17 protein-coding genes and 1 pseudogene are annotated in these 16926 nt (G+C 42.3%); all 18 read right to left on the reverse strand.

What is annotated here, in order from left to right; all coding sequences use genetic code 11:
- Positions 1 to 154: 154 nt before the first annotated feature.
- Positions 155 to 601, reverse strand: coding sequence for an alpha/beta fold hydrolase (locus tag NC796_RS26935; protein ID WP_409070422.1), 447 nt, complete (start codon positions 599 to 601; stop codon positions 155 to 157).
- Positions 602 to 1440: 839 nt separating this feature from the next.
- Positions 1441 to 1743 (reverse strand): hypothetical protein, encoded by a 303-nt coding sequence (locus tag NC796_RS25240; protein WP_310688599.1) that lies wholly within the window; start codon positions 1741 to 1743, stop codon positions 1441 to 1443.
- 115 nt (positions 1744 to 1858) lie between these two features.
- Positions 1859 to 2347 carry a DUF4440 domain-containing protein gene (locus NC796_RS25245; protein WP_310688600.1) on the reverse strand — a complete coding sequence of 163 codons (489 nt, stop codon included), beginning with the start codon at positions 2345 to 2347 and terminating at the stop codon, positions 1859 to 1861.
- A gap of 65 nt (positions 2348 to 2412) precedes the next feature.
- On the reverse strand, positions 2413 to 2814 hold the full coding sequence (locus tag NC796_RS25250) for a hypothetical protein (protein ID WP_310688601.1): 402 nt from the start codon (positions 2812 to 2814) through the stop codon (positions 2413 to 2415).
- 498 nt (positions 2815 to 3312) lie between these two features.
- Positions 3313 to 3528: a hypothetical protein gene (locus tag NC796_RS25255; RefSeq protein WP_310688602.1), complete on the reverse strand. Its 216-nt coding sequence runs from the start codon at positions 3526 to 3528 to the stop codon at positions 3313 to 3315.
- Positions 3529 to 4316: 788 nt separating this feature from the next.
- Entirely contained in the window at positions 4317 to 4718 is a 402-nt protein-coding gene (locus NC796_RS25260) for a hypothetical protein (RefSeq protein WP_310688603.1), read from the reverse strand.
- 320 nt (positions 4719 to 5038) lie between these two features.
- Positions 5039 to 5440, reverse strand: a complete 402-nt coding sequence (locus NC796_RS25265) for a hypothetical protein (RefSeq protein ID WP_310688604.1) — start codon at positions 5438 to 5440, stop codon at positions 5039 to 5041.
- A 219-nt stretch (positions 5441 to 5659) separates the two neighbouring features.
- Positions 5660 to 5983 carry a hypothetical protein gene (locus NC796_RS25270; RefSeq protein ID WP_310688605.1) on the reverse strand — a complete coding sequence of 108 codons (324 nt, stop codon included), beginning with the start codon at positions 5981 to 5983 and terminating at the stop codon, positions 5660 to 5662.
- Between the two features lie 117 nt (positions 5984 to 6100).
- Positions 6101 to 7011: pseudogene (locus NC796_RS26940) on the reverse strand (alpha/beta hydrolase).
- A gap of 338 nt (positions 7012 to 7349) precedes the next feature.
- Positions 7350 to 7871: a 2'-5' RNA ligase family protein gene (locus tag NC796_RS25285; protein ID WP_310688608.1), complete on the reverse strand. Its 522-nt coding sequence runs from the start codon at positions 7869 to 7871 to the stop codon at positions 7350 to 7352.
- 164 nt (positions 7872 to 8035) lie between these two features.
- The gene (locus tag NC796_RS25290) at positions 8036 to 8656 is read right to left on the reverse strand and encodes a class I SAM-dependent methyltransferase (RefSeq protein ID WP_310688609.1); all 621 of its coding nucleotides are present in this window, start codon (positions 8654 to 8656) and stop codon (positions 8036 to 8038) included.
- A 94-nt stretch (positions 8657 to 8750) separates the two neighbouring features.
- Entirely contained in the window at positions 8751 to 9452 is a 702-nt protein-coding gene (locus tag NC796_RS25295) for a type II CAAX endopeptidase family protein (protein ID WP_310688610.1), read from the reverse strand.
- Between the two features lie 414 nt (positions 9453 to 9866).
- Positions 9867 to 11735 (reverse strand): S41 family peptidase, encoded by a 1869-nt coding sequence (locus tag NC796_RS25300; protein WP_310688611.1) that lies wholly within the window; start codon positions 11733 to 11735, stop codon positions 9867 to 9869.
- 344 nt (positions 11736 to 12079) lie between these two features.
- Complete coding sequence (locus NC796_RS25305; protein ID WP_310688612.1) at positions 12080 to 12934, reverse strand: SDR family NAD(P)-dependent oxidoreductase; 855 nt, start codon at positions 12932 to 12934, stop codon at positions 12080 to 12082.
- Between the two features lie 384 nt (positions 12935 to 13318).
- On the reverse strand, positions 13319 to 14122 hold the full coding sequence (locus NC796_RS25310; protein WP_310688613.1) for a hypothetical protein: 804 nt from the start codon (positions 14120 to 14122) through the stop codon (positions 13319 to 13321).
- Between the two features lie 164 nt (positions 14123 to 14286).
- Positions 14287 to 14949, reverse strand: coding sequence for a DUF4145 domain-containing protein (locus tag NC796_RS25315; RefSeq protein ID WP_310688614.1), 663 nt, complete (start codon positions 14947 to 14949; stop codon positions 14287 to 14289).
- Between the two features lie 164 nt (positions 14950 to 15113).
- Positions 15114 to 15587 carry a hypothetical protein gene (locus tag NC796_RS25320; RefSeq protein ID WP_310688615.1) on the reverse strand — a complete coding sequence of 158 codons (474 nt, stop codon included), beginning with the start codon at positions 15585 to 15587 and terminating at the stop codon, positions 15114 to 15116.
- Positions 15588 to 15750: 163 nt separating this feature from the next.
- Positions 15751 to 16641, reverse strand: a complete 891-nt coding sequence (locus tag NC796_RS25325; protein WP_310688616.1) for an SIR2 family protein — start codon at positions 16639 to 16641, stop codon at positions 15751 to 15753.
- Positions 16642 to 16926 lie beyond the last annotated feature (285 nt).

The following is a 16926-nucleotide window of genomic DNA, read 5'->3' on the forward strand; positions in this document are numbered from 1 at the left end:
GTAAGGAGTTGATCTTTGACTTGTTGAGAGAGGTCGGGAAAGGTGAGTTTATCCATGATGTTTTATTCGAAAAATACAAAAACCCAATCACATTTACCCCTTTTATTTAGTGGTAATGACACTAGTAATGGCATTACGGGCGGTTCTCCCAGGGTTAAACTACGAACAAGTTTGGATTGTCCCGGGCTACCAACAAGGAAGTCAGGGCTCCATATGAATGGCCTACGAGATGGACTTTTCCCAGATTTAAAGATTGAATAAATGCAACAAGATCTTTTGCGTGAATTGTTGCTGAAAAATCTGAGGTATTCTTCGGCCATGGATTGGGATAGTGGTACCGTCGACTATATGAGATTACACGATATTCCTCAGAAAATGGCCCTACCTGGCTAATCCAAGACCTATAATCTCCGAGAGTGCCGTGGACGAATATCACCGGTTCGCCTTGTCCACATTCTATGTAATGAAACACAGTACCATTAACCTCTGATGTTTCAAGATTGGTAAGGCATGACGGTTGTGCACTTGCTAATGGCTGAAGAGCAAATAGTAAGAAGATGAGAATTAAAGGGGTGCTGATAGCTTGGGAGCGAGTATTCACGACAGTTCCTCCGATAAATGAATTCAATATATGTCCTTGCAAACCAAGGTAGGCCTACTGTAGACAAAGATTTGAACCATACTCTCATTTACCCCTGTACTTAACTAGACAAATAATCTGTTTAAAAACAAGAACTTATGGATAATTATTGGTAAGAAGGCTTGAAACAATATGGTTGTCATTGCGAGCCTAATGAACAAAGTGAGTGGAGTACGGCAATCCCCTACACATACCGCCATAGCCAGCCAAAGGGGGCGCCACACCCCAATCAGACAGCTGAGCTGACGCGATGACAGTTTTATATACCACGGTTACGCAAGTATTAGACGTCTTTGCAGTAATACAATCACAGGTAAAAGTGACTCATCGGATGTATTCAGTGCGAAGGAGAACGAGTTATTATTTCACCCTATACTCATTTAATTTTGGGACATTTGCTTATATAACGCTGAGTTCGATATAAGAAATACTTAAATAATAACTGCCATCGCGAGGAGGCTTTAATGATGGCCGATGATCTTGCATGTAAGATCATCTAATATCACAGTTCACCCATTGGCGTCAGGATGGACAGTATTAAAGGATTTTCGGGATTCTTTCTCATCCCTCCTGATGACAGATGTCACATCCAACTGACGTTTCTATTGGTAAAAAAGATAAATCCCAATGAGATTAAAACCATCATTATTACAATTAACAGTGATTTATAGTCAGCTATACCATCGTCATAGAAATCGTACAAATACAAGACTATTTGTATTCCGGATGCTACCCCCAACAAGTACATACCGAATGTTCGAAGTAGTGTTAACAGGTCCTGGATAGTATTGATGACGGACTTACTCAATGCGACTTTCTATTACCAAGCCACTTTCGTCAATATCAATGATGCATTTATACAATGATAGGTTATAGGCGCTATCTACAATGATGCGTTTACCGGAAGCCAGCTTTTCAGTGCGGTATCTCAGTAAATTCCCGGTATCAAGCTGCCTGTGCACACTCTGTTCAGGAACACCTTTCTTGAAGTTTCCGCAAAGGAATACAATCTCCTTACAGGCTTCATTCCAATAGAATGCTGCAACCACTAACCCAACAGTTAATATTGACACCAGTGTAATTTTTACTAGTCGCTTATTCATAAATATTTCGTTTAATGGTCATACTCAGCTTCCAGAGCCATCATACCCATTATCACTTCAATAGTTAACCCTCTGCTCCAGGATTTTGTTAGGCGTACTATGCATTTGTGTCTGGTCAATAGAGCTTATGGGACTCCATAGGTTCATTTCGTGTATGACCGTGAATCATCTTCCACGTATCACCACGTTTAACCCAGACCCAAGTGACAACGCCGTTATGGGAAATCGAAGCTCCTGCAGTATCGGTGAAGGTCAAGTGGTAAGGGGCAAAGGCGAGTGCGACATCCTGGTCAAGGACCGTAATGGCTATACGGCCCCAGTCTCCTGCCGCTTCATTAATACTGGCCCACTGAGTTCGTACACCAGACACCCACTCGTCGAACGAAAAGAACTGACCGTCAGATACCACAGAAAACTGAGAATCAGATTCATAGTGGGTTATCACTGCCTCTACATCTTCTGCATTGATTGCTGCCATATAACTTTGCATCGATTCAGTGACCCCTTCCGCTATGAGCTCTTTTTTGGTATCAGTCAGTTCAGATTCAGTGCGCACACACCCTATCAAAAAAAGTCCAATAAGTGAAAGTTTCAGAATTCTCATTGTGAATACATTACATTAAGTGAATTGGTTCATTTGCCTATAACGGTCTTGCGAGGCAAGTCCGCTTAATTGCGCTCGCTTTCAGTTAGAGGTAAGCGTGTAGGTGCCCTCAAATTAACATAGAACCCTGCTCCAGACGATGCGTGATTTCTCCCTTCATGTGTACCACTACCCTCAATACCTGCGAACCGACCAGTTCCTCCAGTGTAGCTGAATGTACCTTCAAAGTCGACGAACTTTCCATCTTTGCTGGTCGTACTGTTACCTTCAAACTTACTCAGGACCTTAGATCCATCTTCGAAGGTCAATATCTCATATCCCTGATATGTTGCTTCCCCCTTTGTATCGTCAATTATTTCTGTAGCCGTTACTTCAGCCACGTCACCGTTTTCCAGGAATGCGAGACCTCTTGCCTGGACAAGCATGACTGAATGGCCTGGAACGTCTCCTACTTCAAGGATCTTCATATCTTCTTGTGATACTTGATCAACTATACGGCCTTTAGGGTTTGGGCTTCCCCTGCTTGAACGCCAAATACCAAGAGTAGAGAAGTAACAATTATACTATATAAAGAAGGCAAAAACTGAGAGCGTTTGATCATGGCATCCTCCGATATTTTTTTAAAGGTACTAAACGATCCTACGCTAAGCTGCGCAGAATTTAGTGATTATTAATAGTCTACTGATTCGGTCTCCTGGTAACCAGGCCAATGACGAGACCACGTTTCCCTCCGAGTGCTTGTTATACTGCATGCAAGGGAAACAGTGTACTGACTAAAGCGATACTCCTGCCAAACCCAAGTAGTTACTCCTCCTTCTTCAGCGAACCTTCATTGCCTTCTTTCCAGGAACTTCCCTCGGTGGACGTATGCCACTTGTAGGTCCAGGTATCTACTGAGATGACGTTGGTCATTTTATACCGGGCTCCCTCGGGTCCATCATAGACAAAGGTCCAGGTATTGCCATCTACCCACCCGAATCCTGAATCGGAATAGCCACCGCTGTAAACCGGCTAATTTTGTATACCTCTGCCTCTTGGTCATATCTATTAATGAATACCGCTTTAGCGGTTTCCCCCTCATCATTGGTCCATGAACTCCAGCAATGTAGAACAAGCTCACCGAGCCGTTCACAAGTGGCTTCTCCCTCCAAATTGTCGTATTCCCAGGTTCCTACCATCATATCCATCCTCTGAGCTTCTTGTGACTGCTGGGCAAACAACTGTGATGATAGAGTTAAAAGACACAATAGAATTGCTGCAAACAACCATCGCTTTGGACTATGCATAATGCCTCCCCATTTCATTAACTGATAAATATTTAAAGGTAAGCCTTCTTAGATGATGAAATGGGTTGCTATCTGTAATATAAATCCAACTTTGCGAACTAATATTTAAAAAGCAAGTAACCAAGAGCAGTGACACGGCCCTGCGCTTAACGGGCCTACAGTCCAGCGTTAATTCCATTTGGTACTAATAAAACGAAGGATTGGGTATGAATGAGAAAAAAATGGGTGAGGACTCCGCCCTTGACAAAACCTTATTTTAAGGGTTTAGCCCGGATTTCTCACCAAGAAATTTTTCCTACAACAAGGCGCAGGGGAAATGGCCGCGTAGACGTACTCTGGTACGTTGAGCAGGCAATTTCCCCTTCAACGAAGCTGAGGGGAAAATTTCGCAGCGTTTTACACCCTGTTACAATTATTTTGCCATCGAATATGATATAAGTCACTGCCTGCCATTAAGTTACATAAATTTAGCCCAAATACTTGTGAGAAATACGGGCTAGATACAGGAGGACTCACGTAAATCATTTTGTAGTTATATTTTAGGTATAAAACCTTGACCTGGCCATCAACGGCGAGGCCTCTAACCTCAAATGCGCTTGGTATACCCCAAATGAACTTATATTCGATGTATTTGTCCTCGTAAATACATCATTGAAATACTGGATTGGTTCAAAGCAAAGCTCTTAGTGTACAGGATAATATCTTTTCCTTCTAAACAGAAACCATGAAGCCACAAACATAATACCGGAAATACCATATAGGGATAGTGTCAGATTATAAAACTGTGCGGTTCCTGCCTCGGTCATTATTTCCACAACGTAAAGAATGGTTATGAATGCCAGAAACAGAAGGACATAGTCTTTGCGATATTTCATAGATAATATGATGCCGGCAGGAATGGAGATGAGGGCAAGAAGTGCAAGAGGTATAAGTATAAGGAAACCAATTCCTCCCGCTGTACCGGTATCCATTGTAATTATTTTTGACAATCCTGACACTATGCTTATAAGAACGGGAGGCACAAAACAGAGATATGCAAAGTGGTGACTTGTACTCTTGGAATGATCAACGATTTGAACGTTCATATTTGTAACATTGAAAGATAGATTGAGACAGAAAATTTCATTTCAACCACCATCTGATTGACACTAACTTGCAATACCAGATATATCTGGTATAAACGTAACTGAAACTATGTTATTAGATCCCGGTAAAATTTCTTTTCGAGGTGTCACTACCTGGTGTGCGTCTGCCCGGTATCTTTAATGGTTGCGTCCCCTACAGCTACCAGATGAGGCGTTGCTGCGAATAACCATTCTAGGAGTCTGTCGGACTTATCCTAATCTACTGTGAACCATCCGAATTTGGCTGATTCTCGTTACAATTCCCTAAATCCGACAGACTCCTAGGCCGACCTAAGGCGGGTAATATATCGGGTAAGACTCAGCAGAATGAGTATAGCTGATCCCGCCACGTACCAACCAATGTTTATATCACTGCTTCCCATACCACGAACATCAAGCGCGAGAAAAATGACAGCCATTACAACTAAAACAGCCATCATGACCAATAGAGGCCACTCTCTCCATTCTTTGACAGAGTAGGTCAAAGCCATGAGAGTAGCACCAAGTATCGACAGTACCACCGGGATCCATAGGAGCATGAAGATGAACTGTCTTGCATCCGAATCAAGTGGCAGCATTGACACAATCGTCTCAAACCAGACGGCACAGGCAATCCATATGTAACACATATAGGCCCGCTTCACACGCTGAGGGATGATGGGTTTATCCTGGTAAAAGTTCATAGCTATCGGCTTTCTTAGTACCGGGACACGGAATAGCACTGCAGGGACTTTGAAATCCCCTTCAACCATCCCGCTACTAAATGCATTCAAGAGTGAATTTGACTTTAATATCCGACATATTTCCGAGTCAAACTAGGGTCTGTTAACTAACTGTGTGCACTGTTCCAAAGGCCATTTTTCCGTAAGCCAAGGCGATTGGAAAGCAATTCCTCACACCGATCAAAGACCTCGTTTGCCCACCCTGATTGCACCATAGGCACCTAAAGCACCCGAGGCACCTCCGAAACAAATTATTATGGGGAGTACCCACAACTCATCAGTTGACAGGCCAACTGTAGCAATAATCAGCGCTGAGACGAGTCCCGTAAGTACACCGGCAAGTATAGGACGAGGCGTCCGTCTCGCCGCGATGTAGCTGCCCAGTATTACGGGCGGCACAGTCATCATTGCAAGCCAGAAGTCGGGAATAACCTGCTGTAAGAAGATAGGTAGCCACCAGATTGGCACAACAAGGATCAATGCAACAGTGCCCCCTTTTATCACCGGGATTATAATTGTTTTCATAGTATAGTATAAGAAAATCCCCCCTTTTATGGTGGCCTTTACGAATGCAGTGACCAAGTCCGCGTTGAACCGTTGTTATAGCAGTTCCAAGTGATTTTATTCTCCTGAATTGGCAGCAAGAAAGTCGTTCACTTCCAGCCAATGCATAAAGGCATCAAACCAGCGATTGCTGGTGCGGTTCAGATTCCCAAGGCCGAAACCGTGGCCGCCATTCTGATAAAGGTGAAACTCGACCGGCACGCCCGCTTCGAACCAAGACTTGATTACGCCGAACTGACCGCGGAAAAGAAAATCATCGGTGGCAATAACATTGAACATAGGCGGAGCGTCCTTCGGTACCTCAACCGGGCCCATACCGCCATAGATTGGACCGATGAAGGCCAGATCCATGGTCTGGGAGTTGAGCGTAGAGTGCATCGTGAGACCGGCACCTGCCGAAAAGCCGATCATGCCTATCCGATCGGTATCGACGCCCCACACCTCGGCCCTCTCGACGATCAGTGTATAGGCGGACTCGGCGGTTCTTCGTCTTGCGAAGTGCTGGAAGAATCAGCGGCGGCGAAGGTTTGATTCATCGATTCTCTGAATCCGTCGAGGGACTCCGGGGTCGGGCGGAGACGGTATTTGAGCACGAAGGCGGCGATTCCCCGCTCCACAAGTGCCTCTGCAACTTCCCAGCCCTCATTGCCCATCGACAGCCACCTGAAACCACCACCGGGCGCCACAATGACGGCGGCGCCGTTTGCTTTGTCCGGTTCGGGCAGGAAAGGAGTGAGAGTTGCAGTGGAGATGTTCCGCGCCATCGGGTCGCCCCACTGGCGGAACCAGGTCTCGGGCGCTGTCTGCCCCTCGACACCACCAGTGCCGAGTGGAATGGCGTTCGGCTCGTCAGGGGCTTCAAGCGGGTAGATTGTCCCGTCCTGCGCCACGGCGGATGCAGCAAAGACAAGCACGGAAGTAACGAATACGAGTATTGAGGAGAGGGTGGCTGTTCTGGTCAGGTTCATAAATGTACCGGTCATAGTTGGATGGTTGATTGTTGGAACTTAAATTTTAAAATAATCACGTGGAACTGCCATAACGACCTGGCGCTTAAGTACGCGCGGATTCACGTTTATTTGATAATTAACGAACGGTGCGTTAAAAAGCCCAAAAAGTGGCAAGCCTTGGCGAGGCGCGTCCCCTTAATGTGCGGGTTAAAAAACAAGACCGTAACATAGTATTATAGTTGGAAAATTAGAAAGATGGGCACAACCAGCACCAGGGAACCACTCCGCGGGGCCACCGACCGATCCGAAAGACCGTACCGCGTCAGCTTAATCTGCCTGGTTAGGCCTCTAAGGGTTTATAATACTATTTGTTCAATAGTTTTTGTTGATTCACCATCAAACTCGATGATGTCCAGCTTTTCAACTATCCCTTTTACTTCAAAATCTTGTTGGTTTACTTGGTCTACAATATTCTTACACTTTTCAGGACTGGGATCGCTAGCTACTCCAATATGGGGAACAAACGGCAGGTCCAATCGTAATTCGGATTCCAGAATACCAGTATAAAATGCGTCGTGCAATTTAACCACTTCACTAAACCCTTCATCGGGAATCATAAATACATGTGCATGATCCCAAAAATCCGGATCGCCAACAGTAACACAACGAGAAATAAATTGAAAAGAATTAAATTTTGACGCGACATTTTTTACGTGACTTGTGAATGAGCCAAGCCCAATATTTTCAGTTGGAAAAACAAGGGTAAAGTGAGGCTCAACGACACCATAAAAAAGGTTATCGTGCTCTTTCCGTATATCCTGGATCCATTGAAAATCTGATTCTGATAAGGTTGGGTAGTTAACTACTGCTAATGCCATTTTACAGGTTTTTTTGAAGAGGCCTAGCGGCCTTGCGCATAAGCTGCACACACATAGAATGTTAATTTGTTTAAAAATGAACGTAAAGATAAAAAGCCATAAGTAGCAAGGATCGGCGTTGCCTGTCCGAGTTAATGCGCGTGATACAGCCTTTTGTCGAATTATCAAATATCGTGGCGGAGTCGATAGAAGCAGAGGTTAACGTTCTTAAGCCATGGTGGTAACGCTGACTGAGCAACATAGCCATCCTCTTGTATGATGCTCCATCTTGGAAATGCCACCTCGATCTCACTACGACTTGCTCCCGGTGGCAGCGGTCCTCTCCGACCTGGTGTCCAGACTAACATAAGCATCGTAGCGCCAGGAACTGCGATTGCACTCACCTCATGACCGACCGCTTTGCGCTGCACTTCGTTTAAGTGATTGAAACACTCAAAGTCTACTATGAATTGGTAACCGGGTTCTATACCAACTGCACGGAGCGCAGTCACGTCTCCTTGAATGAATCGCACCTCCACATTGGCGGTCTTTGCCCGTTTACGTGCTTGGCGTATCGCCTTCGAGACAATATCAACACCCGTAACTTGCCACCCACGCATCGCTAGTTGGACGGACCAGATACCGCTGCCACACCCAAGATCTAGCGCTTGGCCGAAAGGGGGCTGGCGTTCGTTTTCTTCACGGTCGAATAGTGCAGAAATCTGCTCCGCTGCTGCACCGATAGTGGGATCCTCCTCCCAAGGTGTGACACCAATCTGGTAGAGAATCTTGTACCATAAACTCATAGTTACCACCTATATATTGATTCGCCTGGTTACCAACGGAGAGGCCTGTCCCCCGTTAATCTACTTGTTATACAAACAGTTTCCGGGACTGTGTTCAGGTCTCTCTGCCGAGGGCCATAAAAACTAACGGCAAATTGATCATAGTATGTACGATCATCACCATAATTACATTTCTCCGCCACCAATACAGGGCTATCAGTACAACTCCCAGTGGAATAACGACTCCAACTATATGATTTAGATTCCATCCAGTGGCATGTACTGCTGTAAAGAAGGCAAGAGAGATAAAGGAACTAAACCATTTGCTGCCGGTCCATTCAAAAAGGCGCTCCAGGGCATATCCTCGGAAAAGAATTTCTTCAGTAACTCCAGCCGTAAGCACACTAAACAGCATGAGCCACCATGGGATTTGGGTTGCGGATTCTATCGAACCAATCTCCTCTGATGGGAGCAAAGTACTTGTCAGAAGCGATAACAAAGGGACTGCCAACGAAAACACTACTCCTAAACCAAGAGCTTGAAATATGATTTTTCGGGATGGCCATGTGAATCCGATTGAGTGAAGCCCACGGTTTTCGGCTCGAATGGTTAGGAGTACAACCCCAATTGCTAGCATCCACATTACTATTAAGCCGATAATAATTTCCAGCTCAAGATTTGTTTGATCTGCAATAAGAAATGGTCGAATAGTTAGATTGTAAAATACCGGTACAGGGAGTGCCAGGAAGAGTCCTGCAAATGTTATGATGGATGATGATTTTCTTGCCATCCGTTCTATCATACCAACCTTTCCCATACTGGAAGTTAAAAGTTCATACCTAAAGTTTTTAGTAAGATTTGTATAACGACCTGGCGCTTGAGGTGCCGGAGTGTTGAATTGTTTACAAATAAAAGATTAACTATTACTGTTGCCCGGTAAATTGCCCTACTTCTCATTCCTACTGTTCATTTTTTCAGTGAAGAAAAAACGAACCAAAAAATTCACCGGAGGCTGGTCTATTATATGAAGCCTGTTTGCAAAAAGGTTCATTTTGGATCCCTTTCCAAAAATGCGATGTGGTGAACTTAAACCTCATCTTTTTCATGAAAGATTAATTTCCCCGGACACTAATGATTAACTATAAAATGGGAGGTGGGCAAAAGGCGGTGAGGCCTTTCTAGCTTGAAGCGCTTGAGATTATACCACCAACAAATATTGAAGTACATGCTTTTAACGATTAATTGATGCCTCGATTAGCTCCAAAGCCTTTTCTATGTATTTATCTCTATCCTCCCGCACACCCTCTATCGTTCGTTCAACTGGTACAGTAGGTTTGATACCAACCAAGTGGTGCTGTGAGTAGTCGTGTTTAACTACCCGCATGCCTGTCCACCAGACTTTGTAACCCCCGGGCAAGGTAAATCTGGTTACGTTCCCATTAGCACCTGCGGTAGTTTCACCCACAATTTCACCGAGCTTATAATGCTCTACGATTCCCATGACAGTTTCACCATAACTAATCGTATTTTTGTTTATTAGAAATACTTTCTTGCCGGCAAAATGCGGCTCCTTAGGTTCTATAAACCAACGCCCGGTAGTATCGTAGCCAGCTATATTCATTTGATCAGGATAGATTATTTGAGGCACCATGAATCGTGCCGATCTAAGCGTACCTGTTGACAGAAATTGTAATACTCTATGATTTCGGTAAGGGTAACCACGTTGGTCAAAAATGATTCCCTTTGCCGAAGCAAGTAAGTCTGCCTTTTTCTCTATGGCTTCAAATGAGGCTTTGGTGAGGTTGACGTAGTATATATCCGTACTGATTTCATCAATCGGCTCGAGACTTTTGAACTCAATGGTTGGATATTTCTTTCGGGTAACTTTACAGTTGATTGATTCCCCAGTACGATTCAGGGAAAATGTAAATTGTTCACCCGGCATACCATAGTTTAACTCACTCAGGGCGAAGGCTGTTTTCCATTGTGGCGTACCTGAGATGAGTCTTTTTTGATTTTGGAACCATTTAAAAGCAGGTTTTCCATTAATTGAAGTGATGATATCGCCCTGTTTGAAACACGTCTCCTCTTCCAAATTTAAGCTTACTGCTGTAATCATGAGCCTCCCCTCGATCTCACGGATATTGAATGGGAATCTAACAAACTCGTTAATATCCTGAAGTCGAACACTGCCATGCCCATCTTGCAATTGAACGACCATCCACTTTAGTGTATTGAGAAAATCTTCGGAGGTCCGATCATTGGACGCCTTAAGAAGTGCCTCGGAAAGGATGTTGTCCCAGTTAACGTTCACTACATCGAAATAGGGATAAAAATGCTGAAAAACATTCCAGGCAATCACAACATTGGCGTAGCTGAGGTTTTCATTGGCTCCAGTTAAGGTATCAAAAGGGATAGATTTTAACTGCTCTACCAATTGCATTGATGAAGGAGCTTCTTCAGGTCGCAAGGTCTGTCCATCTTTGCTAAAAAGAGCAAGCGGTATTTGAGCTGCCAAGTCATTACCAAGTACCCGATCTACTACTTCACCTGCTGCTGGGTGTTCCTCGAAGAGCGGTTCGGCAGGATTTTCAGCGGGGCGGTTAAGGCGAATACTTTGAAAACGACCGTAATCTCCAAACCCAAAACCATTGTGTTGCCATGCCACCAGCTTAAGGCCAGTTGTATCATGAGGTGTTAGTATGGCAGCAGGAATGGGAGGTTGTTCATCGGCTACATAAATCTGAATTGTTGGAGCAATTGGAAGAAATAGATCCGTGAGCTTGGTTTTCAAATCATCCTGGCTGGCTGCATTTTTTACATACTCAACTCCATAAATTGCAAAACGATCCCAATCGATAGTGCTAGCTTCGTCACTTGGGTGAAAATACTTAACATATCCATACAGTTTGGCGAACGTTCTTATACTTTCAATTGCTGTTTCCCCATCAATAGTTACTGCAGAATCAGTATTGGTATAAAATATTTCTTGGTCATTAGGTTTAGCCAACAAAGGTTGTGAGACAATAATAACACATATGGATAATATGCCAGCACTGAGAAAATTCCTGGATGAACCTTTTTTTGTTCTTTTTTTCAAGTCATGTCTCCTGAATTGATATCATTGAAGGTGGTATAACGACCCTGCGCTTGACGGGCGCATGCCAGTGTTTCCTTCAATTTTATAAAGATCACTTGCTTCCACCATCCCACGAGCCTTTAGAGCATTTACCTGGTATAACGCGTTGAGCGATTAGAAAATGCCTCTCAGTTATCCTGCACTCCGATGCAGGATCTCGCAAGGGCATATGCGTTGATTCTATTTCGGTTCATTATCAACGTTTGTCATCTTTACCAGATCCTGAATCAAGTTCAGGATGACTGAGAGGTTCTATTGTGAATTTATGGTTTCATAACTCAACCGCTAAACGCGTCCGGCATAAGTTAGCTCTTTATTTGGCGAGTCGATTTAAGTGATGTTTCCGCCCACTTCTTGAACATTGCAGATACGCCTATGAAAGCTGATATTCTATCGGCAAGTTTAGGTGAGATTGTTTGTGTCAGTAAGAACGGTATGATAGGTTTCCCTGTGAGTACAACCTCTCGTTTATTCTTGATAATGGCCTTTACGACTGCTGCACCAACTTTCTGCAGAGGTACCGTCCCCATCATCACTGGAGCTGTTGCATTACTCTTGGTGCTGGCTTCGTGATACATACCCGCGTCCTCTACAAATGCCGGACATATTACAGAAACCCCGATCGGGTGACCTTCAGATTCCAGCGTTAGCCGAAGACACCTTGAAAATCCTACAAGTCCATGTTTTGTCGCCCCATATGCCTCCTCATAGGGTGTGCCGACCAAGCCAGAAACTGATGAGATATGTACGATATGGCCCTGGCCCCGCTGTATCATGTAAGGAAGCAACAGCCGTGTGAGTATCATGGGTGAAGTTAAATTCACCCTGACCATTTCTTCGATCATTTGAAGATCAACTTTGTCGTATGGCAGCGCTGATTCGATCGCGGCGTTATTTATGAGTACAGCGATACCGTCAGATTCGGATTCGGCTCGTTTCGCCAGGTTTTCCACCTCACTTCGGTGGCGCAGATCTGCAACTATACAATTAACACTTACCCCATGAACCCTGGCGTCGTCGGCCGCTTGCTCTAATGCTGAAGCAGATCGTGCTGTTAGAACCAGGTTCATCCCCTTTTCGGCAAGTGTTTGAGCAATATGTAATCCAATACCGCGTGAAGCGCCCGTTATCAGGGCGGTTTTCCCTTTTACCTGTTTCATTTTCATCCCCTCTCACAAGTTGTTAATCGAGATGTCTCCTGCACTGCAATATTAAGCAGCTACCCAGTATTGCACGATGAATATCCGATCCCCTCTGAACACAAACTATATTCGGGCATATATCTACAATCAAAACAACAACTTACATAAATTAAGTATCTCTTACTTGTGACTTTGCTGATGAATATTGGTAGTACGAAAAAGGATTTGGATGCCGGCAGCTCTGCCGGCCAAGGCTTTGGAGGACAGGTAATCCGACTACGATCACCTAAACCGGTCGCCAGTTACAGGTTAAATAATTGAGGATTTACGGAGGAAGGAAAAGAAAAGCGATGGGTGAGGACTATGCCTTGACAAAGTCCTTTTTAAAGGGGTTAGGCTTACTTATTTTAACCTTTCATCTATTTCAGGGAAGTTATCATACAATTCTAAATCAAATTTTTCAGCCATTGCAGAGTCAATTCTTTTAATGATGCGTTGAAAAAATAAATCAATTTCAGATATATCTTGCCACTCAAAAGTTAATAGCTCTCCTTCTTCGTATTCATAATTAGGAAATTCTTTAAGAAATTGATTATTGACCCTGCCACGATTATGAACAATTAGATTTCTCAACTTTGTGGAAAGTTGAGCTTTTTCAAATTGTTGTTGATCGGAAAATAATTCAAAACCTAATGTATTGTTAAAAAAGTCAACAATATCTTTAATACCTCCATAGAAAAGTGTTTCAATTTTCTTTTCTGCTATTGCTGATTTTAAATCATCCAAACTATCGAATGAAAGGATAAAATCTCGAGATTCTTTTTCTTTAGATTTTAAGATTTCGGGTTTAGAATTAACAATCTCTGCAAGAAGATCTTTTAAGTATGTAATAAAATTATCAACAGCTCTGCTATATATCATTTGACCAATTGTTACTTGATAACTTGTACTATCAAAAATATTCTTAGCATTCTGGTCCATATTTTGAGCAAGTATATCTGTTACTTCATGATTAGCATTTTGGAAGAGAGTTATAAAATTATCTTTTACAGAATCTAGATTATTTTTCAATAGGGTATCTGATGCAAGAAAGTACCAGCGTAGACCTTCAATTCTATTTTGCTCACTAAAAAATAATGCTGCAGAAAATGTAATCTTTTCCGGGACAAAGTCTTTCCAATTTTCAGCTTCTTCTGAACTCAACATGATAGTTAATTAAATTAGTTTAGTACAGCTAACGACATTGCGCATAAGCTGCGTGCAGGCCAACGTTGATTTTAAAACAAAATGTACTACAGAAATTGGCTAATCAAAAATCGGCAGGGAAGGGCGAGGCACGTCCGCTTAATGCGGTTAGCAGCATGCCACAACTATTTGAAAGTTTGACTTGCATGGTGAGGAATGATATAAACTGCTTTAAGAAGATGGTCAACAACATCAAAAGCCAAATTTAATTCCTTGGGTTCATGAGCTTTTACTTCATGTGCAGATTCATTTCCTAGCACTCTCAACTTATGAAGAGTTTTAGAACCATCTTCTGTAAGTGAGCCCTGATCAACAAGCCCATCGATTTTCTGTTTAAGATTGTTCCCTTGAGCGTCTTTGTCTTTAGTTACAGTTTCAATAATTGCCCTAATTCCGATTCCTGCAAGAACAGGTTGTTTATTATTCAATGCAGAAATGGTTTCCATATAAATTCGATGAAGACTTGATGGCAAAAGATGTTCATCATCCATTGGATCTCTTCCTTCAGACCTATTGGGAAATAGCTCCTCATGTTTACGAGGCCTTCCATTAAACTCAGTATCTTCAGAATTAGAAGAAATTTGGCGAAAAGTTATCGAGTCACAGCCTTTACATTGTAGAATCTGACTTTCCTGAGACCACCAAATATCAAAATTTGGTTCAATTGGCTCTGAACCTTCTAATTCAACCGAACTTAGAATCTCATGGTTCGTTTCATTAGAACAACTAATACAGCCAATTTGGATTATTTTTCCTGCGTTTTTATTTAATTTTTTTTCAAATGACATATGAGTAATTATTAATGCTGCTAACGACATTGCGATTAACGGGCGCGCAAATTAGCGTTTATTCAATTTCCAGTTTATTATTTGGCGCACGTAAAATCAAAACGAGCAGGCACTGGCGAGGCGCGTCCCGTTGAAGCGCCGGTTAGCTGGCCACCTACTCAGGTTTAATTTTGACTTTTTTCTTTGTTTCCATCGACAAGCTCCTGAAACTTCTTTTCTAACTCTTCTAAGCTTTTATCTCTTTTAGGGTCATATTCTTCTGCAAATGGACGACGTTCAGCCTTGTTTTTATGCAACGATAGCTCAGTGTAACTACTGACTAAAGTAGTGAGAGCATTTAAAAGAGCAGTTTCTCTCAAGGATTCAGCTTGCTCATTCTGAGCCTTTACCGATTGCTTAAGTTCTTCCTGAGTAATTTTTAAATCCTTTCTTTGCAGATAAAGACTGTAAATTACAGCTGCAAAAGCTAAACCAGTAAAGATGCTACTTAACACACCGAACATATCGCCAAATGAACCGCGAGTACCCCAAGAATCAAATGAGTATATAATTGTTATGGCACCAAAAACTTGTATGAGTACTACAACAATTAAAATCCAAATAAATGGTGCAATGCTTTCACTCTGATCTTTTTTCATAACTCTTGATTTAGGATTAAAAAGTGGAACAGCTAACGACATTGCGCTTAACCGGCGCACGGACTCTTGTGAATTCAATTGCAGTTTACTAGTTGGTGCCCAGAAAACAAAACAGGCAGGGAACAGGCGAGGTGCGTCCGAGTTGAAGCGCTTGAAGCGCTGGTTATATACCATTCTCTATTTGGTCTATGATTTTGTTGTAATAAATTGAACGATTTTCTTCGTCATATTTAAGTGGTTTGGATTTAACGCCAACACTATTTAGCAAATCAATCTTATTCTCAATCTTCTCTTTTAACTTAGATGGGTAATAGTAAAAAATGCTGTTAGAAACAGGCATTTTTTCTCTGATTATAGCTCTTTTTCTGTAGGTAAGTAGCCACCAAAGGTGTATTTCAACGAAATCCATATTTAAACCGACTATGTGGACATCATGAGTAAAGAAGAAATCTAACCAGCTATGAAATTCTGAAAGATTTTGGTTAAGTCTTTTTCTTAAAGGAGGGAATTTTCTCTTGTAAGAGCTTCCAGTTCCAGTTACGATATAATTTCTCATTTGCTGGAGATATCCGCTATAATGTTCGTAACCCAGAGTAATGCTATAAGAATAATTTGCATCGCCATGGATATGCCAAATTCTTTTATCATTAATTTGATAATGGCGAAATATGCTATAAAGATTCTCTCTAACAGAACCTTTATTTTTTAATGAATCGTAAGCGTTGGTTAGAACCTGCTCAAGTGTTAAGTCATAGTTTGTAGTTAAGATATTATTTATGTCAAGATTTATTATTCGCCTATGAATATCATTTGCTACAAGTTTAGCGACATCTTTTGAGATAAAATCTTTAATTGCAGACTCATCGTAGATCTTAGTTTTTTCCGCTTCTACATAAATTTCTTCATATAAGAGTGGAAAAGGTTTGTTTTCGTCGTATGTAATTTTTCCCGTTGCCCCAACTAAATCTATTAGATTGTCGATAAGATCCGACCATTCATAATTGTTGTTAATATTGTTGATGTCATTACCGACAAGAATTACTTGTTTTGGCATAATTTAGAATGGTATATAACTTATACTTATATCAACAAAGATATAACATAATAATATTATCCGTAAATGGGTGGAGACACGTTTCTGGGCTTAGAAGTACGATTTTGATATTATATTAGCATATTATGGCCCATGCGCATCCGTATAACATGTTGACATAGGGGGCTTTGAATTACTTGCTCTTTTCGGATTTTTCTTAATTTGTGGTTTTGTAGGGCCAAAAAATTTCTACTACTTCGATATCCATAGTCATATCCGTTGGTTTTAGCCCGAAAATCGGGCCGT

Source organism: Aliifodinibius sp. S!AR15-10, assembly GCF_031569985.1.
Taxonomy (GTDB): Bacteria; Bacteroidota; Rhodothermia; order Balneolales; family Balneolaceae; genus JAMQKA01.